Annotated in this window: 16 protein-coding genes; 6 read left to right on the top strand and 10 right to left on the bottom strand. The window is 68.5% G+C overall.

Translation table 11 applies throughout. The features are described 5' to 3' along the window. The first annotated feature begins 244 nt into the window (after nt 1-244). On the top strand, nt 245-1078 hold the full coding sequence (locus tag ABD332_RS50380; protein ID WP_344512564.1) for an MmyB family transcriptional regulator: 834 nt from the start codon (nt 245-247) through the stop codon (nt 1076-1078). Here ABD332_RS50380 and ABD332_RS50385 read toward each other — a convergent pair. Further along, on the bottom strand, nt 1059-1979 hold the full coding sequence (locus tag ABD332_RS50385; RefSeq protein WP_344512566.1) for an MBL fold metallo-hydrolase: 921 nt from the start codon (nt 1977-1979) through the stop codon (nt 1059-1061). The two genes, ABD332_RS50380 and ABD332_RS50385, sit on opposite strands and share 20 nt — an antisense overlap. A gap of 247 nt (nt 1980-2226) precedes the next feature. Here ABD332_RS50385 and ABD332_RS50390 point away from each other — a divergent pair, with 247 nt between their 5' ends. The 4 genes from ABD332_RS50390 to ABD332_RS50405 are packed head-to-tail and all read left to right on the top strand — an operon-like array spanning nt 2227 to nt 6723. Then, nucleotides 2227-3405, top strand: coding sequence for an ABC transporter substrate-binding protein (locus ABD332_RS50390; protein WP_344512568.1), 1179 nt, complete (start codon nt 2227-2229; stop codon nt 3403-3405). Nucleotides 3406-3437: 32 nt separating this feature from the next. Continuing rightward, nucleotides 3438-4301: a branched-chain amino acid ABC transporter permease gene (locus ABD332_RS50395; protein WP_344512570.1), complete on the top strand. Its 864-nt coding sequence runs from the start codon at nt 3438-3440 to the stop codon at nt 4299-4301. Beyond that, complete coding sequence (locus ABD332_RS50400) at nt 4298-5323, top strand: branched-chain amino acid ABC transporter permease (protein ID WP_344512572.1); 1026 nt, start codon at nt 4298-4300, stop codon at nt 5321-5323. Before ABD332_RS50395 ends, ABD332_RS50400 begins: the two co-directional genes overlap by 4 nt. Continuing rightward, entirely contained in the window at nt 5320-6723 is a 1404-nt protein-coding gene (locus tag ABD332_RS50405) for an ATP-binding cassette domain-containing protein (RefSeq protein WP_344512573.1), read from the top strand. The genes ABD332_RS50400 and ABD332_RS50405 overlap by 4 nt, the downstream gene beginning before the upstream one ends. Before the next feature lie 246 nt (nt 6724-6969). Here the strand turns inward: ABD332_RS50405 and ABD332_RS50410 are convergent, their stop codons facing one another. Continuing rightward, on the bottom strand, nt 6970-7305 hold the full coding sequence (locus tag ABD332_RS50410; RefSeq protein ID WP_344512575.1) for a helix-turn-helix transcriptional regulator: 336 nt from the start codon (nt 7303-7305) through the stop codon (nt 6970-6972). A gap of 585 nt (nt 7306-7890) precedes the next feature. On the opposite strand from ABD332_RS50410, the gene ABD332_RS50415 reads away from it, so the two are divergent. Further along, nucleotides 7891-12081 carry an NACHT domain-containing protein gene (locus ABD332_RS50415; protein ID WP_344512577.1) on the top strand — a complete coding sequence of 1397 codons (4191 nt, stop codon included), beginning with the start codon at nt 7891-7893 and terminating at the stop codon, nt 12079-12081. A gap of 569 nt (nt 12082-12650) precedes the next feature. Here ABD332_RS50415 and ABD332_RS50420 read toward each other — a convergent pair. From ABD332_RS50420 to ABD332_RS50455, 8 genes are all read right to left on the bottom strand, one after another. Then, complete coding sequence (locus tag ABD332_RS50420; RefSeq protein WP_344512579.1) at nt 12651-13757, bottom strand: threonine aldolase family protein; 1107 nt, start codon at nt 13755-13757, stop codon at nt 12651-12653. Continuing rightward, a complete protein-coding gene (locus ABD332_RS50425; RefSeq protein WP_344512581.1) occupies nt 13754-14536 on the bottom strand; it encodes an alpha/beta fold hydrolase in 783 nt (260 codons plus the stop codon). The genes ABD332_RS50420 and ABD332_RS50425 overlap by 4 nt, the downstream gene beginning before the upstream one ends. A gap of 77 nt (nt 14537-14613) precedes the next feature. Beyond that, nucleotides 14614-16413, bottom strand: coding sequence for a non-ribosomal peptide synthetase (locus ABD332_RS50430; RefSeq protein WP_344512582.1), 1800 nt, complete (start codon nt 16411-16413; stop codon nt 14614-14616). Further along, on the bottom strand, nt 16410-17663 hold the full coding sequence (locus ABD332_RS50435) for a cytochrome P450 (protein WP_344512584.1): 1254 nt from the start codon (nt 17661-17663) through the stop codon (nt 16410-16412). The genes ABD332_RS50430 and ABD332_RS50435 overlap by 4 nt, the downstream gene beginning before the upstream one ends. 72 nt (nt 17664-17735) lie before the next feature. Further along, nucleotides 17736-19409 (bottom strand): amidase, encoded by a 1674-nt coding sequence (locus ABD332_RS50440; RefSeq protein WP_344512586.1) that lies wholly within the window; start codon nt 19407-19409, stop codon nt 17736-17738. Nucleotides 19410-19468: 59 nt separating this feature from the next. Next, nucleotides 19469-20686 carry a pyridoxal-dependent decarboxylase gene (locus ABD332_RS50445; protein ID WP_344512587.1) on the bottom strand — a complete coding sequence of 406 codons (1218 nt, stop codon included), beginning with the start codon at nt 20684-20686 and terminating at the stop codon, nt 19469-19471. Next, complete coding sequence (locus ABD332_RS50450) at nt 20683-21267, bottom strand: MarR family winged helix-turn-helix transcriptional regulator (RefSeq protein ID WP_344512589.1); 585 nt, start codon at nt 21265-21267, stop codon at nt 20683-20685. Before ABD332_RS50450 ends, ABD332_RS50445 begins: the two co-directional genes overlap by 4 nt. 850 nt (nt 21268-22117) lie before the next feature. Then, nucleotides 22118-22345, bottom strand: coding sequence for a hypothetical protein (locus ABD332_RS50455; RefSeq protein ID WP_344512591.1), 228 nt, complete (start codon nt 22343-22345; stop codon nt 22118-22120). Nucleotides 22346-22420 lie beyond the last annotated feature (75 nt).

Here is a 22420-nt window from a genome sequence, read left to right on the forward strand (position 1 = left end):
AAGGGCGAATACCGGAACTGGCAGTTCCGGAGTTCTCCGATCGTGCTTTCTGGACGCCCGGGTGTACAGATTGTTATTGACAAGGCGGAATGTGGCGGATAGAAACTGTTCCTTCGGGTGAGTGATCTTCGCGTTCCGTGTCGACGTGACGCTTCGCAGGTGAGAGGCATGGTGACGGGGCCATCCAGAGGCCGTGGCGACGGGCAGGCTGAGCCTGTCGTAGTGAAGAAATGGTGAAGGAACTGTGAACGGCACAGTGGACACGGCAGAGCTGGCGCCTGGGGAGCAACTGCGCCAACTACTGCCGCAATGGCGGCGAAGAATCAGACCAAAAGACATTCCAGGGCTGCTGTATGGAAATGCGTCGCCGACGAAGAAATTCCTGAGTCAGGAAAACGTTGCACACCTGACCGGCGTCTCGGTCCGATGGTATGCGGACCTGGAGCGAGGCAGAGCGGCGGCGTACTCAGAGGAGTTCATCAAGCGGCTCGCGCTGGCGCTCCGGCTCAGCAGGGAAGAGCGCGCAGTGCTGTACATGCTGGTGCTCGGCCGGGAGCCGGATCCCCCGCGTGCGATTCCGGTTGGCGAACAGTTCGCCGCGCTACGGACGATCGTCGACGCCCAACCGTGGCCAGCCTACGTATCAGATGACGCCTGGGACGTCCTGTTCTGCAACGAGCACATGGCGCGGTGGTTTCCGCACCTGGACTACGAGCCGAACATCATGGCCTGGCCGTTCCTGTACCCAGAAAGCAAGCTGCAGCTCGTCAACCAGCTCGAGGTCTGGTATCCGCCCATGCTGGCGCAGCTACGCGCGGCTATTGCCCGGCACCCGGACAACGAGCGCCTGCAGGAGGTGATCCGCCAGATCCTGGAGCAGAACGCGGACGCACGTCGCATCTGGGACGAGGACGCCGAGGTGCACCTGCACCCGGACGGCGATCGGCGCCTGATGCACGTGCCCGACTTCGACGGACCCGAGCTGGTCGAGATCGTCGCAATGACCGCCCTGCGCGCCGTCGGGTTCCGCGTGATGATGCTGATTCCGGTCGATCGGGTCAATCGTGCGACGCCATGAGCTGCCGGGCCGGCGCGTCGAAGAACGCGACAGCCATGCGCTCCAGGATCTCCGGCGGTGGAACCGGCGGAGCGCCCAGATGGCGATAGGCGGCCGCGGTGGTAGCGACGAGACGTTCGGGCAGCGCAAGGTGCTCGTGCGGCCCGAGTGGCAGCTCGGCGGCGGTCTGCCAGTACGGCAAGCCGCGCTGGAAGCCGTCGGCGATGCCGCGGTTGATGTGCTCCAGGTACCCGCGGAACGCCGTGACACCCTCCGGCCCGACGACCGGGCCGTGGCCGGGAACGATGCGGGTCGCGCCGGTCTCGAGGATGCGATCGCAGGCGGCTATCCAGTTCTCCAGGGGGCCAGCCCACATCACCGGATGGTCGGCGAAGAGGATGTCGCCGGCCAGCACGACGCCAGCGTCAGCGACGTGCACGATGACGTCACCCTCAGAATGAGCCGGGCCCACCTCCAGCAGTTCCACCGCACGTCCGCCGACATCGAGATCCAGACTGCCGGTGAACGACCTCGTCGGCACCGTGACCGTGATGTCGCTGAAGTCGAAGGCGCTGAAGTGCAGCCGGGTGTAGCGGCCAGCCGCCGTCGACTGACGCTCGTCGCTCAGCAGCGCCTTCATCAGCGCCGGCGGAAAGTCGTGAGGCATCGATTCGGCTGTTGCGGCCGAAGCGATGACCTCGGCATCGGGGAAGAGTTCGTTGCCCCAGCAGTGATCGCCGTTGGCGTGGGTGTTGACAACGGCGGCAACCGGGGGAATGCCGACGTCGTCCATCGCGGCAATGAGAGCGCGTGTCATCGGCAACGTGTACTGCGTGTCGACCAGGAGGCTGCTGCCGTTACCTACCACAATCCCGGCATTGCTGTGGCCCCAGCCGTTATCGGAATGCAGGTAGGCATACACGCCTGACCCTAAATCCACCAATGACGCACATCCCCCGACCGATTGCATGACGGCATCGTCCCAGCGAGTCGGGAAAAAGACATCGGCCAATCAGCTGATTCTCGCAAGGGCCACTGGCGGCCACTGATTCATGCACGCGCCATGCAGGATTCGGATCATTGTCAAACGCAACAGGTTCAAACGTAAGCCAACGACAGCACATTCAACGGGGAGGACGACGATGCGCTTGCATCGCACAGTTCGGCATGTGGTCGTGTCAACGGCGGCGGCGGCAATTCTGACACTCGCAGGCTGCTCAGGCTCCAGCTTGGGCGGCGAAGACAAGGCAGGCGGCAACGACGAACTGGTCGTGGGTGTCGTCGTGCCCCAGTCCGGTCCGTACCAACCCATCGGCGTGGACATGCTGAAAGGGTGGAACGCCTACGTCGACGCCCACGGCAGCAAGATCGGTGGACACCCCATCCGGTTCGTGGTCGCCGACGAAGGCGACGGCGGCCCCACTGCCCGCGCCGCAGCGGACAAACTCATCACCTCCGACAAGGTCGACGTGATCGTCGGCGTCGCCAACGCCGACGCCGTGATCAACGTTGCCGGACCCGCGACGGCGGCGAAGATCCCCTTCGTCGGCGTCGGCGGCAGGCCGAGCACCCTGCAAGACGTCTCCTACACCTGGCACACGTCGTTCCAGTCCACCGACTACGGCACAGCGGCAGGACCGTACGTCAAGGCAACAGTCGACGGACCCGTATACGTCATCGGGCCCGACTACCAGGGCGGCAAGGATCAGATCGGCGGATTCGTAGCGGCATACACCGCCGCAGGCGGCAAACTGGCGAACCCAGGTGAACAGCCGACCTACACGCCCTGGCCCGGCGACGGCAACTTCGGCCCCTGGCTCGCCAAGATCAAAGACTCCGGTGCGAAAGCCGTGTACGCGTTCTACGCCGGCGCACCAGCGATCGCCTTCGTCAAGCAATACAGCCAATTCGGTGTCGGCCTCCCGCTGTACGGGCCGGCGTTCCTGACCGAAGGCGCCGCCCTGACGGCAGCAGGAACAGCCGCCACCGGCATCACGACGATCGCCAACTACGACCCGACACTGCCCAACACCGCCAACGCCGCCTTCGTCCAGGCGTACAAAGCCAAGAACAACGGCGCCGCACCCAACGTCTTCGTCGAAACCATGTACGCCGCCGGCGAACTCCTCGACAAAGCCATCGCCGCAGCCGGTGCAACCGCCACCTCCGACGCCATCAACACCGCGATCGGCAAGGTCGGTGAGGTCACCAGCCCCCGCGGCCGCTGGACGATGAACCCGACCACCCACACACCGATCCAGGTCTGGTGCGTCCGCCGGGTCGAGGCAGCCGGCACGAGCGTGGCCAACACTGTCGTCAAAGCCGACCTCGCCACCGTCGGCGGCTGACCGGACATGACGTCGAGGCGACAGGCCATCACATGACCGGCGATATCATCATCATTCTGGACGGCGTCGCATTCGGGCTGCTGCTCTACTGCGTCGCCGCCGGTCTCAGCCTGTCCCTCGGCGTTGCCGGAGTCTTCCAACTCGGCCACGGCGCCCTGTACCTCGCAGGCACCTGTCTCGCCTGGTGGCTCGCTGCCGAAGGCACCTGGACCGGGATGCTCCTCGCCCTGACCGTCGGCCTTGTGACCGGCGCCGCGGCCGGCGGTGCCCTCGCCGAACTCCTCAGGCACCTGCGCGGCCACCTGGACCAGGGCCTGGCCACCATCGGCATCGGACTGATCCTGGTCGACCTACTGACCACCGGATACGGCGCACAACCACGAGCCGTGGAAGCGCCCCCCGGCCTCGCCGGATCGGTCACCCTGCTCGGACGGTCGTACCCCGCCTACCGGCTGGCGCTCATCGCCGTCGCCGCGCTCCTCGCTCTGGCGCTTTACCTCCTGGTCGAGCGCAGCCGCACCGGCGTGCTGGTCCGTGCGATCGCCGCCGACGCCGAGTACGTCGCCACCCTCGGGGTCGAACCACGCCGAATCCAAGCCGTCGTCATGGCCGCCGGCAGCGCCGTGGCGGTCGGCGCCGGCGTCCTCGGTGCGCCCGTACTGGGACCCTCACCAGGTCTCGACGCGACGATGCTCACCCTGTCACTCATCATCGTCGTCGCCGGCGGCCTGGGCTCCACCCTCGGCACACTCTTCGCCGCCCTCGCTGTCGGGCAGATCCAGACCACCGCCTCCGCAGCCTGGCCAGCCGCCGCGCCGTTTCTGCTGTTCGTACTGCTCATCCTCGGCCTGGCATGGCGGACCCGGAGCACGCTCCTACGGAGACGGGTCACATGACCACCTCAGCGGCCCTGCCAGCGACCAGAACGCCGAACCAAGGTCACCGACGTCGCCGAACCCGACAGGCAACCGTCCCCGCCCTTGGCGTCGCGGCGGTCGCCGCCCCTTGGATTCTGGACGCCTACACCATTTCGCTCGCCTCGTATGCACTCGTCCTCGGCTTGCTGGCGAGCTCGGCCTACCTGTTGACCGTCGTCGCCGGCCTGCCGACACTCGGACAGGGCGCCTACCTCATCATCGGCGGATACACCGCCGCCGCCGTCAGCCGCACCCTCACCAGTAACGGCCCAGCCCAACTCTTCGCCGCAGCGCTTGGCGGCGCGCTCGCCGCCGCAGCCGTCGGTGTTATTGCCACCCGAACCCGCGGCACGACGTTCCTCATTGTCACGCTCGCGGTCGGCACGCTGGCACAGACGATCGCGAGCCGCGCCGTGCCGATCACCGCCGGCGACGCCGGACAAACCGTCGCACCAATCACGGTGGTACCCGGCACGCCGCCCGTCACCGTCACCGGATACCTCTACCTGTACGCCCTCACGTGCACCCTCATCATCAGCGCAGCCCTGGCCCTGCTGCTACGCACCCGATTCGGGCTGGCCCTGCGCGCAGCCGCCGACAACGAAGCACGCACCCGAGCCAACGGTCATCCAGTCGGCGCCCACCTCTGGCTCGCCTACACCCTCGCAGGAGCAGTCGCCGGCACCGCCGGCGCGCTCCTCGTCACCACCCGACACACCATCGCCCCGATCGACGGCGGATTCATCGTCTCCGCGCTCGCCCTCCTCGCAGCCCTCATCGGCACGCGAACACAAACCGGCGCCATGCTCGGAGCCGCCATCGTCATCGCCGTCCGGGATCTCATCGCACCCATCGCCTTCGCCGGACACGCCGCTGCGCTGCTCGGGATCTTCTTTCTCGCCGCAGCCTGCATCCGAAACCTCACCAACCCGCTTGCCGCAGAGCTGGACGGGATGCTGCCCAACCGCCTGCGAAACCGGCCGAACGGAAGGCAGTCATGAGCGGCATCGTCGTCGAAGTCCAGGGCTTGACCCACCGCTACGGCCCCAACGTCATACTCGACGACGTCGACCTCACAGTCGATAGCGCCACCCGGCACGCCATCATCGGCGCCAACGGCGCCGGCAAAACCACACTCCTCGGCCTCATCACCGGCACGGCCCGGCCGAGCCAGGGCCGCATCCTCTACGACGGCGTCGACGTCACCAGGCTGCCGCTGCACCGACGCGCACAGCACGGAATGACGCGCACCTGGCAACACCCGGCCATCATCGAATCGCTCACCGCCATCGACAACGTCGCGCTGGCTATCCGACGCACGAGGCTCCGTAACGCCCGCACCGCAGCAGCCGAACTGCTGCACAACGCCGGGCTACACGACGCAGCGACCCTCGCCGGTCACCTTCCGTACGGACAGCGGCGGCTCCTCGAACTGATCACCGCCCTCGCACCACGTCCGCGGCTGCTCATCCTCGACGAACCAAGCGCAGGACTTGACCAACACGAAACCGCTCAACTCCTGAACCGGCTGCTCGGCGTCGCCGACACCACGACCATCCTCATGACCGACCACAGCCGCGCACTCGTCACCACCACGGCCACCGCGGTCACCGTGCTGGACCACGGCAAACCCATCCTCGACGGCACACCCACAGCTGTCTTCGCGGATGCCCGCATGCATCAGCGCACCGCCTCGCCTGCCGACCATGCCCACAGACGCCCATCGGTCCCCGCGTCTGCCAGTCGAGGACCAACTGCACTGCTCATCGCCGACCTCAACGCCGGATACCAGGGCCACCACGTGCTTCGCGACATCGACTTGTCCGTCCAGCCGGGCGAAGTCGTCGCGATCGTCGGCCGAGACGGAGCCGGGCGCAGCACGCTCATCAGGGCACTGACAGGTGTCCTTCCTGTGTATCCACCAACCCGAATCACCATGACCGGGCTCGACATCACCACCCTCACACCCGCACGCCGAGCGGCGGCCGGGCTCGGCACCGTCCCGCAACAACGGCCACCAGCTCCGCACCTGAGCGTCAGCGACCAACTCCGGACCGCCGGCGCATCCGTCGACCAACTCCCGCACGCCGTGCTCAGGCTGGCGCCCTGGCTCCCACACCGCCTCCGCCAACCGGTCGACTCACTCTCTGGCGGCGAACGCCAGGTCCTCGCAATCGCCTGCGCGCTCGCCAAGAACCCGAAGGTCCTGCTCCTTGATGAAGCCACCGAAGGCCTGGCTGCCGACCTCGTTGTCAAGCTGCAGCAGCTGATCCGTGAACTGGCGACACAACACGTTGCGGTGCTGCTGACCGACAGCCTCAGCGGTCCTCACAGCAATGCCGCCGACCGCGTGCACCTGTTGAACAACGGATCGCTGACAGCGCCTGCGACATGGACGTAACGCCACCTACGGGTGCTCGGGTGGTTGCCGTGACGGTTCGGAACTGCGCACTGCGCGCAACGACCCGTCAATCTTCGTCTCGGTTCGCGAGGCCGGCCGAGAAGAACGCCGCCGGCGCCGCCGTTCGAGTGGACGGACCCGCCGTTCCTAGGATGTCCGTCCAACCGCTGGCAGGTACGGCCCGACACCAGTCTTGAGAGCCCCAGAATGGTCGTCGCGGGCCTGCTACAGAGCGTGCGTGGCTTCCTACCTGAAGTAGGGATTCGGTGCGAGGCCGAGGTCGTCAACAGTGATACCCAATGCTTCCGCAAGCAGATGGCGGCTGTACGGATCCGGCGTGTGGTTGCCGTTCTCCCATCGCGAGATCTGCCGACGGTCAACGCCGCACCTGCGGTAGCGATTCGCGACCAACCGCATCCGACCAACCAGATCCGCCTGCGAGTACCCACGCAGATTCCGGTAGTGGAAGATCCGCTGTCCAGGCGTCATCGCCCGGACCTCCTCAGCCGTCGGCAAACGCTCGGGTAGCTGACCGCCTGTCACGCCACCATCCACCGAATCCGGCGCTTCGTGCACTGCCATGAGACGCACCCCCGCTCTGCTTTCTGTTACGCACGCGACTCGGCGTACGTTTGTTGCCCTTCGTCGCGACTTCCTGCGCCCTTTGTCTCCGGGCGGGTGGCCGGCGTCGCGAACGGCGCACCACCGGCATCGTTGATGCTGGTGGGGTAGACATCATGCTCAGCAGGGATCATGCGACATCTACGTGCATGTGCACCATGAACAGATCTGTTCATGAACGGTGGAGTACCGGCACCCGTAGTGCCGACCGCTCGACGAGCCTGCTCGGTAGGCCATGATCATGATCAATAGAGTCGAGCCTAGATTACGGGCCGCGAGCAGGGCGCAGTCTGTGCTGCTGGTGTCGCCGATCGTGCGGATGGCCCGTCCGCCGCGACTCCCGCCGCCGTGACTGCGCAGGTTCATCCGCCCGGTGCTGGCCTTGGTCGTACGGCTACGACGACTATGGACAAGCCGTTCGGGACCTTCATCCGCGACGCGCGAGCCGACAGCCGGTGGACGAGACGGCCAAGCGCTCAGAGGCCAGTACAGTAGTCGCTTCAGACCGTATCCAGCGCTCCAAGTCGTGGCGAACTGCGAGACCTCGTGACCCAGCTCCCTGAGATCAACTGGCATCAAATCCGTGGCAAAGCACCGTCTGGGTCGCGTCGTGATGGGTTTGAGGAGCTCGGCAACCAACTGATGATCTACGGCGGTTTGGTCACGTGGCCGGCCGGCACCACGTTCGCGACGTTTGGCAATCCCGACGGAGGTCGGGAAGGGCGAGGGCAGCTGCCCGGTGGTGCGACCTGGGGATGGCAGACGAAGTACCTGTTCACGCTCGACGACGACGCGTTCACGCAGATCGACAAGTCCGTCCGCCGAGTCCTCACGACCGAATCCACCCTGGAGCGGTACTACGTGCTCCTGCCGTACAACAGGCCCGGCGGCGATACCGCCAAGGCCAAAAGTGCGTGGACCAAATGGAATGAGCACGTCACGAAGTGGAAAGCCGCAGCCGCAGCGGCCGGCATGACCGTGACGTTCGAGTACCTCGGCGAAACCCAGCTCAACGAGTGCCTGCTCCAGTCGTCACAGGCCGGGCGGCTGCGCTACTGGTTCGATCTGGACGTATTCTCCGGGGATCGGTTCCGCGAGATCGCAGCTCGGGCCGAAGCCGACGCAGGGGGCCGATACACCCCCGAGCTGAACGTCGAGCTACCGATCGCCGCCGTCTTCGACGGCCTCGCCCGCACCCGGGCGTTCGAACACGAGATCCGAAGCGCGCTGGCCGCCCTCCGCAAGGCCCGAAGCATCTACGGTCTGTCGACACCAGAAGAACGTCCAGACCTGTTCGAGTCAGCGACCGCCGTCCTGGATGAGCGCCTCGACCACCTCGACGAACTATTGGCCGACGCTGCGGTGCAAGCCCGCCTGCCGCACGGGGTGTTGCCCGACCCCACCCCGGCCATCGAGTCCATCCATAAGCCCTTGGAGAACGTCGCCGACCTCCTTCGACAGCGCGGTCGCTACTACATCGGCAACGCAGGCAGCCTGCACAGCCAGATCGCGGCGATTCGTTCAGCTGTCGCCCGGTTGCGCGAGGTGCGCGCCAGCCGAGCATGGCGCAGTTTCGCCACGACCGCGATCCTGGTGACCGGCACAGGCGGCGCGGGCAAGACCCACTTGCTGTGTGACCTCGCCAGGACCCGAGCCGCGAACGGCCTGCCAACGATCATCGCGCTCGGTGAGCACTTCGAACATGGTCCCATCGAAGCTGACCTGGGCAGGATCATCGGTTTCCACAGTCCGGCCGGCCACCTGCTGACGACGTTCGACGCCGCCTGCCAGGCCGCCGGCGAAGTCGGCCTGGTCATCATCGATGGGCTGAACGAACCAACGGACCGGGCACTGTGGAACAGATACCTGTCTTCCTTCCTCAACGAGGTCGCCAAGTACCGGCACATCCGGCTCGTCCTGTCCTGCCGCACCGAGTTTCTCGCCGACACCCTGTCAGATGTGTTGCAGGGCCGGCTTCCTGCGTTCCAGCACACCGGATTCGAGGAAGTTCCTCGCGACGCGATCCGGCAGTTCCTCGACTGGTACGGAATCGAGCGGCCCTCGTTCCCGCTGATGGACCCGGAGTTCACCAACCCGCTGTTCCTCAAACTCCTCTGCACGGCACTGCAGGCCCGCGGCGAGCACCGCTTCCCCCGCACCGGCATCGGAACGTCGTGGATCTACGACAGCTTCCTCGACGCGATGGACATCCGGCTCTCGGCCGCGGAGCGCTGCGACTACGACCGCAGCAGGGGACTCGTCCGGCGCGCCGTCGAGCAGATCGCCGCCGCCATGCACACCCGAGGGCGCAGGCTACCCAGGGCAGACGTGGACCGGATCACGTCATCGCTGCTCCCGCACGGCAAGTGGAGCCAAAGCCTGCTCAACGGGCTGTTGAAGGAGGCGATCCTGGCGGACCTCTCGATCGACGGCACCGACTACATCCGATTCGGGTACGAACGGCTCGGCGACATCGCCCTGGCGAAGCTCATCGCAGCGAACGACCTTGATGAGGTGAAGGGCGACGTGAGCCGGCTGGCCGAGCGGTGGTGGACACACGCCGGTGTGCTGCAGGCCCTGGCCGCGGTCCTCCCCGAAGCGTGCGGCGTCGAACTGGTCGACCTCCTGCAGATCCCACCCGGCGACTACCACCACGGCGCGCACACCGACTTCCTACTCAGTATCGGCTGGCGCAAGCCCGACGCGGTCAGTGATCGCACGGTGGAGATCCTCGTGGAGCTCCAGCGCAACCCGGACTTCACCGACCACGCCAACAACGCGGTCGTGCAAATCGCCACCGTCCCGGGCCATCCACTCAACGCCGAGTGGCTCCACCGCCAACTCGCTGGACTCACCCTCCCTGAACGGGATGTGACCTGGTCGTACTTTTGCGACCGCCAGGACGAGATCGACGGTCATCTCCCCGGCCTGATCGACTGGGCTTGGTCCGACGCCAGCTGCGGGGCCAACGACGAGACCCGCCACCTCGCGGCACTCACCCTGTCCTGGGCGTTGTCCTGCTCACATCGGCCCACGCGAGACAACGCCACGAAGGCGATCATCGCGCTGCTAGAACCGGCACCACACCTGTACCAGCCGATCCTGCATCGGCTCGCCGGCAACGGCGACGACTACATCGAGGAAAGGCTGCTGGCCGTCGGCTGCGGCATCGCCCAACGCACCCGCAACCCAGCCACCGCGATCGGCATCGCCGAGGCGGTACTGAACTCCACCCTTGGCCGTGAGTACTGGCCGCAGAACTACCTCAGCCGTGACTACGCACGCCGGGTCATCGACGCCGCACTGGAACACGGCTGGCAACCGGGTATCGAGGACCTCGCCACGCGTGTCCACCCGCCCTACACGTCCGACTGGATCGCGCCGAAGCGGTCGAAGGCCGAGATCAAGGAACTGGCCGGTCCGCCCGACTTTCGGTACAGTGCCGTCCACCATCCCGTGATGTCCGACTTCAACGACTTCCGCAAGTACGTCGTCGACTCCCTGGTACACAGCTTCAAGAAGGACCGCGGCGTTAGTGCGGATCACCTCGGCATGATCCTGTTCGAGCACGCGCTCCAACTCGGATGGACACCGGAACGCTTCGGTGCCATTGACCGCAGCCTTCCCCGCGCCACCTCACCGGACGGCAAGAAGCATGAGGGATACGCACAGAAGTACATCTGGATAGCGTTCAGACAACTCGTCGGGCGGACGACCGATCGGTACGAACTCGACCCGCGCCGCCGCGACGACCGACGAACCCGATACGAAACGCCGCTGGATGGCCGCGGCCACGACATCGATCCGACGATGCTGCAACGCCGAACGGAGAACCGGGTCTACGCGGACACCCCAGCCACCTGGTACGCACCCGTCGACGTCACGTTCCCCGACCACCTCGATCCCGACTGGGCAATTAACGACGAGCACATCCCACCGGTCGACCGTCTGCTCGTCTGCACGGACGAGGTGGGCACAACGTGGCTCGTTCTGGAAGGCGACTATCTGTGGTCGCAGCCGCAGCACCCAGAGGACGCAGCCGCGGGAACACCGCACCACACGATGTGGGCCCAAGTCCGCTCGTACCTCGTCGACGCCGCGGACGCTGACGCCTGGGCGCGATGGGCCCGAGGCCAAGATTGGAACGGCCGATGGATGCCCGAATCGGGTAGCCCGACCGGCCGACTGCTCGCCGATCACCCGTACAAGTCAGACTGGCCCAGCCTGAACGGACACGACGGCACCCACGACGGGCAATCGCCCCTGCCGGGGACCCTCGTCGTTGCCACGACCCGATACGGCGGTGTCGGCGACTGGGACCAGTCGGCGAGCAAGCACCTGTACACGTTCCTGCCGTCGACCGCGTTCTGCTTGGCGCTGAGCCTGGAGCGTGTCGGCGATTTCCAGTGGGGAAGGGCGGGCACGTTGGCGGCGGAGAGCTTCGCAGCTCGCGGCGTGGGTCCCGACAGCGTCCACGTGACCGCCGAGGCGCTCGGCCCGGCGCTTGCCGCGAACCAGCAATGTCTGCTGTGGACAGTCCTAGCGGCAAAGGAAACCACCAGCCCCGATCACCAACGGCTGGCTGATGGAACGCCGGTCGATCGCACCTACTCGGCGACATACCTCTTCGACGGCACCAGCATTCGCCGGCTTGACGCTACCGGCCGCACCATGTGCGCGGGCGGAGACACCTCACACGAATCTCCCTGGAGCCTGCCCGACGACATTCCGCTGTGAGGCGCGACGCCGATGGCCATCCCGCGGGCACGCCGCTCCGCTAGGGCTGCACAGGCATCAGGTGGGAGAGACGGCGCGAACGCTGACTTCACCGAAGACCTCGACGGGCTGCGGCGCTGCGGTGCGTGCGGGACCGTGCGGATTGGAGTCCTCGATCTGCAGGACGGCAGCGGACAACGTGATCCGACGGCGACACGTGTGAGCGGAAATGTCGCGCCTGAGAGGCGGTGCACCTTGCCACGACTGCAAGCTTCGCATCCAGGCCCCGACCACGCGTTCGTGCGAGGGCAGGCACCGTGGTGGGCCCGGTCGTTGGCGAGGAACCGACCGGGCCTCGGCTTTGGCGCCCCGATCGCCTGCAATGCCAGAGCGGTGCCGTGAGGTTGGCAGGCCCCCTGGTCGACGTCGAGCAGAATTGTGGACGAGAAGTTCTGCTGTGGGTCAGCGACCGCGTCGCGTCGCCGTGTCCTAAATCGAGACGATGGTGGGCTCGCGGACATGAACACGGAGTTGCTCGCAGCATCGTGGCCGGCGAGTACGGCCGGGCGTTGCTCAGCGCGAGCCGATTGTTACGGCATCGGTTGACTGGGGCGCCGCTGACTGCGGTCCGCCTCAGTGGTCCCACGTCCGAGGAGACCAGTGAGGACGTGGATGGCGTGCCGTAGGTGCTGCTCGGTGACGTCGAGGTGGGTGACGAGACGGACCCGGCGGGGCGCGATGGCGACGCTCAGGACTCCTTGTTCGGCGGCTGCGGCGACGAGTCCGGCTGCGGTCCATCCAGTGCCTTCCAGGTCGAGCACGACCATGTTGCTGTGCACGCGGTCGGGCTGGACCACGCCGGTTGAGGCGAGCGCCGCGGCGAGGTCGTGCGCGCGGCGGTGGTCCTCGCCGAGGCGACCCAGGTGATGTTTGAGGGCGTGCAGGCCTGCGGCGGCGATGACGCCGGCTTGGCGCATGGCGCCGCCAGCGCGTTGCCGGAGTCGCCGAGCTTCGTCGACCAGCCGGGTGGAGCCGACCATGACGGAGCCGACGGGGGCGCCGAGCCCCTTGGACAGGCAGACCGACAGGGTGTCGAAGAGTCCGCCGTAGACATGCAGCGGCATGCCGGTGGCGATGTGGGCGTGCCACAGTCTGGCGCCGTCGCAGTGTAGTGCGACGCCGGTGCTGTCGGCGAGCTCGCGCAGGGCAATAAGCCGCTGCAGCGGGTGGACGAGGCCTCCAGGCAGGTTTGCGGTCTGCTCGACGACGACCGCGAACGTCCGGTTGGCAAACGACCCGCCCGGGTGGATCATGCCGGCGACCGTGTCGACGTCGATGAGGCCATCGTCGGTGGTCCAGGTGCGGGTGGATATCCCGCCGTGCGCGGCGGCTGCGCCTGCCTCGTAGGTGACGAAGTGGGCGTCGGCGGCACAGAGCACCTCGCCGCCGCGCGGGACGAGGGCTTGGACGGCGACCTGGTTGCCCATGGTGCCGCTGGGCAGGAACAGGCCCGCTTCATGGCCGAGCATGCCGGCGACGCGTTCCTCCAGGTCACGGACGGTGGGGTCTTCGCGGTAGACGTCGTCGCCGACGTCCGCCCGGGCCATCGCAGTGCGCATGCCGCGGGTCGGCTTCGTGACGGTGTCGCTGCGTAGGTCCGCGACGATGTCGATGCCAGCTTGCCGGGTGGTGCTCATGTGGACACCCGGACGCCCACGGCGCGGTCGGCGAGGTCGGTGACGGCGCCGGCCACCTGGTGGGGTCGTTCGAGCGGGAGGTCGTGCCCGCCGTCGACCCACCGTTCGGTGACGGTGCGTCCGGCGCTGTCGAGGGTGTGGCGCAATGCCCGGCGCCGCACGGCTGCGGCGGCGGGGTCGCTGGTCCGTGCGAGTACCGCCGTGACGGGGACGTCAACGCGGGCGAGGAGGTCGGCGGGTCGCTGCGACCACAGGCTGTGGGCGAGTGGGCCTTCATGTTCAGCGGGCAGGCGGAGCCGGACTCGACGTGGGTCGACCGAGTCGGGTTGGTAGTTGGCGAGCAGGGCTGGGACGGCTGCGCCCGGTAGGTTGACGCCGTGCGCCCAGGCGGCCAGCATCGCCTCGGTGGGAGCGATACGCCGGTCGAGGCGCATCACTGGTTGGGCGTCCCACCAGCTGCGGCCGAACAGCGTCTGCGGGTCGTAGAGCCCTCCGTCGACACAGCACAGCGCGCCGACCAGGTCGGGTCGGTCGGCGGCGAGCCGGAGTCCGACGGCGGCGCCGAGGCTGTGCCCGGCAACGACACACCGGTGCAGCCCGGCGGCGTCGAGGACAGCGGCGGCGTCCCGGGCCAGGTCCTCGACGCTGTGCCGGCCGGCGGGAATGGTGGACAGACCGTGTCCGCGCTGGTCCCAGCGCACCACCCGCCGCCCGTGCAGGAGTTCGGCGACGAGGTCGAACCAGCGGTGGGTACTGGCCATCCCGTGCAGGAGCACCACGGCGGGTTCCTGCCCTGGAGTGTCCCGGACTGCGAGGTGTACACCGGGCGCGACGGGTAGCGAGGTGATCGGGTCTGCTAGCCGTGTGTCGATGACGCACCTCCGATGGCCGGGATGGGGTTGAGGGGGCCGGTCGTCGCGTCGATTGCGGCGGCGAGGTCCGCCGGTGTGCGGTTCGCGGCGACAGTTAGGTAGGGCACTTCACGGCCCAAGGTCTCGGAGAGCGCGACACACAGCTGCGCGACGAGCAGCGAGTGCCCACCGGCATCGACGAAGTCGGTGTCGGCCCCCACCGGCAGGTCCAAAACATCGGCGACGACCTGGAGCACCAGGCGCAGTGTGTCGTTTGCAGCCAGGTCGGCGTCTGCCGAGGCAGTGGATGGGGCGGACGTGCGCGCCGCGGCGGCCCAGGCGGTCAGCATGTCGCGGTCGAGCTTGCCGTTGCTGGTCAGCGGCAGCGCCGACACCACGATCCCCGTGCTCGGCACGGCGAATGTGGCCAGATGCGTCCGGGCGTGCGCCAGCACCAGGCCCGGCAGCTGATCCGGTTCGGATGTCGGGCCAGCTGGCTGCCCACCAAGGGCGCTGGCGTCGTTGGCGACGATGAACGCGACGAGCTGGTCGGCGACGGCTGTGACGGCGCATGAGCGGACCGCTGGGTGCTCGGCGATGACGTGTTCGATCTCGCCGAGCTCGATCCGGTGCCCGCGGATCTTGATCTGGTCGTCGGAGCGCCCGATGTAGGTGAGCGCGCCGTCGGGGCGGCAGGTGACGTGGTCGCCGGTGTGGTACCAGCGGCGGCCGTGTTCGTCGGTGGTGAATCGGGCCGCGGTCGCTGCGGGGTTGCTGGCGTAGCCGCGGGCGACGCCGATCCCGCCGATCAGCAGCTCGCCGACCATGCCGGGTGTGACGTCGTGGCCGCGTTCGTCGACGACCCGGGTGGTGACGTTGGGCAGCGTGGTGCCGATGTGGATGTCGGCGCCGGGTGTACAGGCGGCGACGGTCGCGGCGACCGTGGCCTCGGTCGGGCCGTACCCGTTGAACACCTGACGGTGCGGGCCGGCCCAGCGGGCGACGAGCGCTGGATGGCACGGCTCACCCACCGACACGACCGTTCGCAGCGCGGGCAGGTCTGCTGTGGGGAGCGCGTCGAGCACGGAGGGCGTGAGCGTGACGACGTTGACGGCGTGCCGGCGCAGCAGGTCGGCCAGTGCCGGACCGCCGCTCCTGACCGCTGGTGGGGCGAGGGCGAGGGTGCCGCCGGCGGTGAGGGTCAGCAGGATCTCGCACATCGCCGCGTCCCAGGCCCAGTTGGCGAACTGCAGCACGGTGGTGCCGGGGCCGACCTGGAAGATCCGGGCGAGTTCGGCGGTCATGTTGAGCACGCCGGGGTGTTCGATGAGGACACCTTTCGGGGTGCCGGTCGACCCGGAGGTGAACACGGCGTAGCACAGCGGCCCGTGCACCGTCGGCAGGAGCACCGCGGCGGGCGGCTGATGGATCTCCAGGACCCGCAACCCGTACCAGGGGTCGAGGACCAGCTGCACGGCACAGGCGGCGGTCATGTGCTGCAGGCGCTGCTCGGGCCAGTCCGGGTCCAGGTAGAGCGTTGCGGCGCCGGCCCGCAGGACGCCGAGGATCTGGACCAGGCCGTCGACCGACCGGGGATAGCAGACGCCGACGACCTGCTCGGTGGTGACGTCGAGCCAGGCCAGGTCGCGGGCCACGGCGTCGGCGCGGTCGGTCAGTTCGCGGTAGGTGAGGGTGGTGCCGGCGTCGTCGACGACCGCGACCGACTGCGGGGCGCGCTGTGCCTGCTGCCAGATCTGGTGGTGGACGGTGCCGGGCATCGGCGGGAGCGGTGGCGATGCGTTCATCGGCGGGGTCCTGTCTGCGCGGTGGTGAGGGTGATCGGCAGGCTGGCGAGGCCTCGGAGGTTGGCGTTGCGCCGCCAGTGACGCCCTGACAGCGGGTTCAGCTGCGCGTACCGGGCGGTCAGCTGCTCGAGCACGAGGACGACCTCCTGCCGGGCCAGCGACGCACCGACGCAGTGGTGCGGACCGTTGCCGAAGGTGACCGGCCGGACCCCGGCACGATCCAGGCGCAGCTCGTCAGGCGCCGGGAACGCGGTGGGGTCGCGGTTGGCGGCGGCCAGCATGAGCGCGACGCTCGCGCCGGCCGGCAGGACATCGCCGGTGGACAACGCGACCGGTTCCAGAACCCGCCGGGCGGTGTACTGGGTCGGCGCATACAGCCGGCCGAGTTCCTCGACAACGTCGCCGATGCGGCCCGGAGTGCCGTTGACGAGGGACCAGAGATCCGCGTCGTCGGCGAGCGCCATCACCGCTGCGGAGATCAGGTTGGTGGTCGTCTCGTTCCCTGCGGTCACCAGCATCATCACGTTGGCGATCAGCTCGTCGCGGCTCAGCGCGCCGTCGTGCATCGCGGCGATGAGCGCGTCGATCATCGCGTCCCCGGGCTGCCGCTCCCGCATGCTGACCAGCTGCTGCAGATGGTCGATGAGCTCGGCAACCGAGCGCAGCACGGTGTCGCGGTCGCGGGTGGGCACATGACCGGGTGCGGCGACGACATCACCCCAGGCCAGTGACCACCGGCGGATCGTGGCGGTGTCCACGTCATCGGCGATGCCGAGCAGCTGGCGGGTGATGTCGATCGGCACCCGGGCCGCGATCGCAGGCACCACGTCGATCAGCTCCAGACCGGTGAGGTCGTCGAAGGCGCCGGTGACGGCCTGCTCGATCAGGTGCGCGAGGCCGGTGCGAACGTGGCGGACCTGGAGGGGCTCGCTCACGGTCCGGCGGAGCCGCTGGTGCTGGGCACCGTCGACGAACGACACGTGCAGGTCAAGCGCTTCGAACGCGGCCTGCAGCCCGGCGCGGGGGAATCGGGACAGGGCGCCGGTGTGGTCCATCCGCACGGTCGCCGCCGGGTGGGCGAGGATCAGCTGGACGTCGGCGTGCCGGGACACCAGCCACGTGTGGGCAACCGGGTCGAACAGCACCGGCTCCTCGGTCACGAGCCGCGCGTAGAACATGGTGGGATCGGCGATGATCTCCGGCCGGTGCAGGTGGAACAGGCCGAGCTGGCTGCTGGCGATGCCTGACAATGGTGTCCTCCGAGGGGCGAGTTCGCGTGACCAGGTCGGCATGACCAGGTCGGCATGACCAGGTCGGCGTGGTCAGTGGCGGGGCAGGTCGGCAACCCAGGGCCGGCGCCGTTCGATGGCGTAGGCCAGATTGAGCAGCGCGGCATCGCGGCCGCGGCGGCCGATGAGCTGCATACCGACGGGGAAGTGCCCGTGCTGCCCGGCGGGGATGGAGATCGCCGGATGGCCGGAGAAGTTGGCCAGGTAGGTCAGGCACCAGCCGATCTGCGGGTCGACCGGCACGCCGTGGATATCGGCCGGGCCGAGGGTGCCGCCGTCGGCGGCGTTGGGCACAGCGAGCGCGGCCAGGGTGGGGGAGAGGATCGCGTCGTAGCCGGCCAGGGTCCGCTCGAACGCGTCGTGGACGGCGATGCGCAGGAAGTCGCCGTGCCGGTATTCGGCGGCGCTGGTGGCCTCGCCGCGGCGGATCATCGCAACGAGCTGCGGCGCGAGCTGTTCGGCGACGTCATCGGCGAGCAGGTCGACGCCGACGCCTTCGACCAGGAACAGGTCGCGGCCGTGGGCGTAGAGCACCGACTGCTGCATGAGCCACAGGTCGGCCAGGTCGCGCTGGGTTGCCGTCCGCCCGGCACCGGAGTGCAGCGCGTGCACCTGGAGCCGGTCAAGACCCAGGGAGACGACGTCGACGCGAGCACCGGCGGCGCGGATCGTGCCGAGCGCGTTGTCGACGGTCTGCCGGACCCGCGGATCGAGCGGGAACACGTCGAGGTCCGGGCAGTACGCGATCCGGGCGCCACGGGCCCGGCCGGTCAGGGAGCGGAGGTACTGCTCGGTGTCCAGGAGACTGAACGCGTCCCGCGGGCTGGGCCCGGCCATGACCTGCATGAGCAGCGCGGTGTCGGTGACGGTCCGGGCGATCGGGCCCGGGGTGAGCATCGGGGTGTGCGGCAGCGGCGGCGCGTCCTGCGGAATGTGCCCTTGGCTGGGCTTGAACCCCACGACGCCGCAGAGCGCGGCGGGGATCCGGACGCTGCCGCCGGCGTCGGATCCCTGCGCCAGTGGCACCAGGTGCGCGGCGACCGCGGCGGCCGAGCCGCCGCTGGACCCGCCGGCGTTGTAGTTCAGGTCCCACGGCGTTGACGTCGGCCCGTAGGCGAGGCTGTCGGTGGTGCCCTTGTGCCCGAACTCGGCGGTGGCGGTCTTGCCGACCACGATCGCGCCCGCGTCGGTGAGCCGCTGCACGTAGACGCTGGTGAACGGCGGCACGAACCCGAGATCACGAAGCGGTTTGGACCCGAACGAGTTCGGCATGTCGGCGACGTAGTCGAAGAGGTCCTTGATTCCGACCAGGAGCCCTTCCAGGGGGCGGTGCGTGCCGTGGCGGTACCGCTGGTCGGCGATGGTCGCGGCGGCGAGGACCTGCTCGGGCGGGACGAGGTAGACGAACGCGTTGATTGCCGGGTTGACCCGGGCGATCCGGGCCAGGTGTGCCTGGGTGAGCTCAACGGCGCTGACCTTCCGCCGGCGCAACCATTCCAGCTGCACCGTCGCGGGCAGGAAGCATAGGTCCTCGCCAGCGGGCGGCTGCCCGGTGTAGGCCAGTGGCGGGTCGATCGGTGGTGGCCCGGCGTGCGCTGCCGGACCGGACAGCCTGAGCAGCCCGGGTGTCGGACCGAACAGTCCGGTTGGGACGGTCAGCGCGGCAGCGCCCCCGGCAGCGAGGAGCCGGCGTCTGGACATGAGCATGTGGACATCCCCCATAGGTTGTTCCGGCGTACTGGGACGGCCGCGACGGGCGCAGCTGGTCAGGTGGTGGCGGGAGTCCCCGTCGTGCTGCGGAGGTCAGCCCTGCCCGGCCGGTTGACTGGCCGGGTTGTCGCGTCCGTGCGTGTTGGCTGGTCCCGGGCGAGTTCGGTGAGGAACTGGTCGATGTGGGCCTCGGTACGGCCGGGCATGCACACGATCCGGGCCCAGTCACCGTCGACGGGCAGTGACCAGCGCTGCCGCAGCGACGGCGACGGTGGGCGCAGCAGCACGGTCAACGCATCCGGATGAGCCCACGCCGGCCACCCGGCCTCCTGGAGCCGACGCAACGTGTATCGGGCCAGGGCGCGGGCCCGGCGGGCGCGCAACGCGTGGCCGTCGACGCCGGCGACGTGGATGGCGTGCCACAGCTGCACCACGGCAGCCTCGCCATCGGCGCCGATCGCCGGCCCGCGGGCAGGGAACTCGGTACCGACCCCTACCCGCAGTGCGTCGGCGTGCGCGTCGTCTGGGGCGCCGGGCCGGGTCCGATACAACGCGATGGCCGAAGGTTGCGGCGTCCCGAGAAACCGGCCGCCGAGCACGACGCTGTCAGCGCCGTCGGCGCAGTCGAAGGCCGGGCGGGCCGCCACGTCACGATCCAGCAGCGCTCGATGCCAGCCGGCGATGAGGGAGTCGACGTGGATGTGCACCGCGGCGCGGTGAGTTGCGGTCGCCGCCCGAACCTCGACGACGTCATCGACGGCTTCGGTTGCCGGGGTGCCGACGGATGCCACGACCAGCGCCGGGGCGGTGGCGTTGCGGCGTAGCGTCGAGGTCAGGTGCAGCAGGTTCATCGCGCCGTCGGCGCCGTAGCGGACGACCTGGACCGGCAGGCCGAGCAGCGTGGCGGCATGCCGGACATGGTCGTGACCAGTCTGGGTCAGGTACACCACGAGACCTGGATGTGTCGCGCGGACCTGCGCCAGCACGTGCGCCGTCGCGGCGGACATTCCGGCGTGCACGGTGCCGGTCCAGCTTCGCGATGGTGCACGCACGAGGTCAGCCACGACCGACACGATGTGCTGGGCCAGGCGTTGCAGCAGGAGGGTCTGCGACGTTTCGGGGCCGGGCGCCTCGAGATCGTGGTGCAGCAGCGGGTCCAGCGCGGTGAAGTCGATATCGGCCGCGACTGACTGGCCCAACGACGTCTGGACAGCGGCGTCGTAGCTGGCGAGGAGATCTCGCAGCGGGCCGGTCAGCACTGGCCGGCCGGTCATCTCGGCCGCTCCCGCTGGCGTCCGGTCGCGACGACGGCGGGATCGGCACGCCCAGTCACGCCGACGGCGCGATTGGGCGAGACAGCCGGTCTGTCATTGGCGACGTTGTCGTGTTCGCCGGCGATCAACGCGTGAACGGATGCGATCACCTGGTGCAGGTCCGCGGCCATCGTCGACCGGCCCAGTAGTACCGTCTCGGCCGCAGCCGCTGCCCGCTGGAGGCGCTGCAGCACCGCTCGTCCCTCTGCGGTGATGCCGAGCTGGACGATCCGCTTGTCCACGGCTTGCCGACGGGTGAGCAGGCCGCGCGCCTCCAGCCTGCTGACGATCCCGTTGAGGGTTGCCTTCGCCATACCTGCACGGCGGCCGACATCCAGGGTCTTGGCGCCCGGATCATCATCGATCAACTGCAGGACGGTGTAGTCGGACAGGCTCAGCCCGGCCGGGCCGAGCACGGTGTGTTCCAGGTGCCGGCTCGCCACTTTGCTGATCTGCCACAACGCGACCGTTACCGGCACTGTCCCGTCGTCGGATGCGACGGTCACGACGGCGTCGCGACTCGATGGCGACAACGTCTTCATCGGCGGCCGCCCGCAACCGGCCACCCAAACCGCCAGAAGCGACGGCGCGGCCGCCGGTGCTTGCCCCGCCGGGCATCGGCACCGGGAGCCTTCGGCTCAGCCGCGTTGCGACCTGGCGTGTCGTCCGCCGGTGCAGCCGGGCCGGTCGTCTTGTCGTCCATGGTTCCCCCGCGGGTCGAACGGACCTCAACCGGGACTGCGTCAGCACGCAGCCAGCCGGTTCTGCCAGGCGCGATACGCCGCAGGCGAACGACGGCGATCACCTGCTCGACCCTGCCGGGGGAATTGCAGGACGTGAACGTGCCAGCCGGTGCCAACGGGTACCACCGGGCACGCCTCCGCCGTGGCACACAGGGGGCGGCGACACACTCGTGACTGCTCAGGCGGTGACGCTCCAGGGGCGGCGGCCAACCGCAACGGGCCCAGCGTCAATCACGACGATGTCGTGATCCAGGTCAAGGCGCCGGCATGACGAGTGCTGCCGCTCCCGGCAGCGACAGCGGGCGGTCGTGACCCGCGGCCGACTCGATCACGCAACAGCCGCTGGCGGCTGACGAGGAAGAGACCGAAATCCGGGGAGATCCGGTTGAGTCGGCTGGCGAAACGTTGATGTCAAGTGGCGTCGAACGTGACGCGACCCGGCTGTGGTCCGTCGTCGGCCTTGCCGGGTCGGCGCTCGGTACGGCAACGGCCGAACGCATGCAGAACCGTGCGAGTCGGTGCGGGCGTACACCGCGCGCATCGCGGCGGCCAGCAGGGTGCGCTCATGTGGCTGGTGACGTGACCTTGGCAGGGGCGAACGCTGACACAGCCCGCTGGTCAGGCGGCAGCGACTGTGCCGCAGCGGCGGCTATGGGCGTGGCGCGGCCACCGTCCTGGGCACGAACTGCACCGCACATCGCCGGCAGTAGAAGCGCTGCAACCAGGCGTTGCGCTGCAGCGACCACTTCGGGAGCTTCGCTCGCTGATCCTTGTACAGCGCGATGCTGAGCACTACGGCTCCGCCGAGCGCGCCGATCAGCACTGCGAACAGCAACAGCAAGCCGGGAACCGGCGCCGTCGCGAGGTCGGCCGTCATCAGGAGGCCGAGCTTCAATCCGACGACGAACCGGTACTTCGCCTACGCACCAGGTTGGGTCCCGGATCCCGGCAA

Source organism: Dactylosporangium maewongense, from assembly GCF_039531485.1.
GTDB classification, from domain to species: Bacteria; Actinomycetota; Actinomycetes; order Mycobacteriales; family Micromonosporaceae; genus Dactylosporangium; species Dactylosporangium maewongense.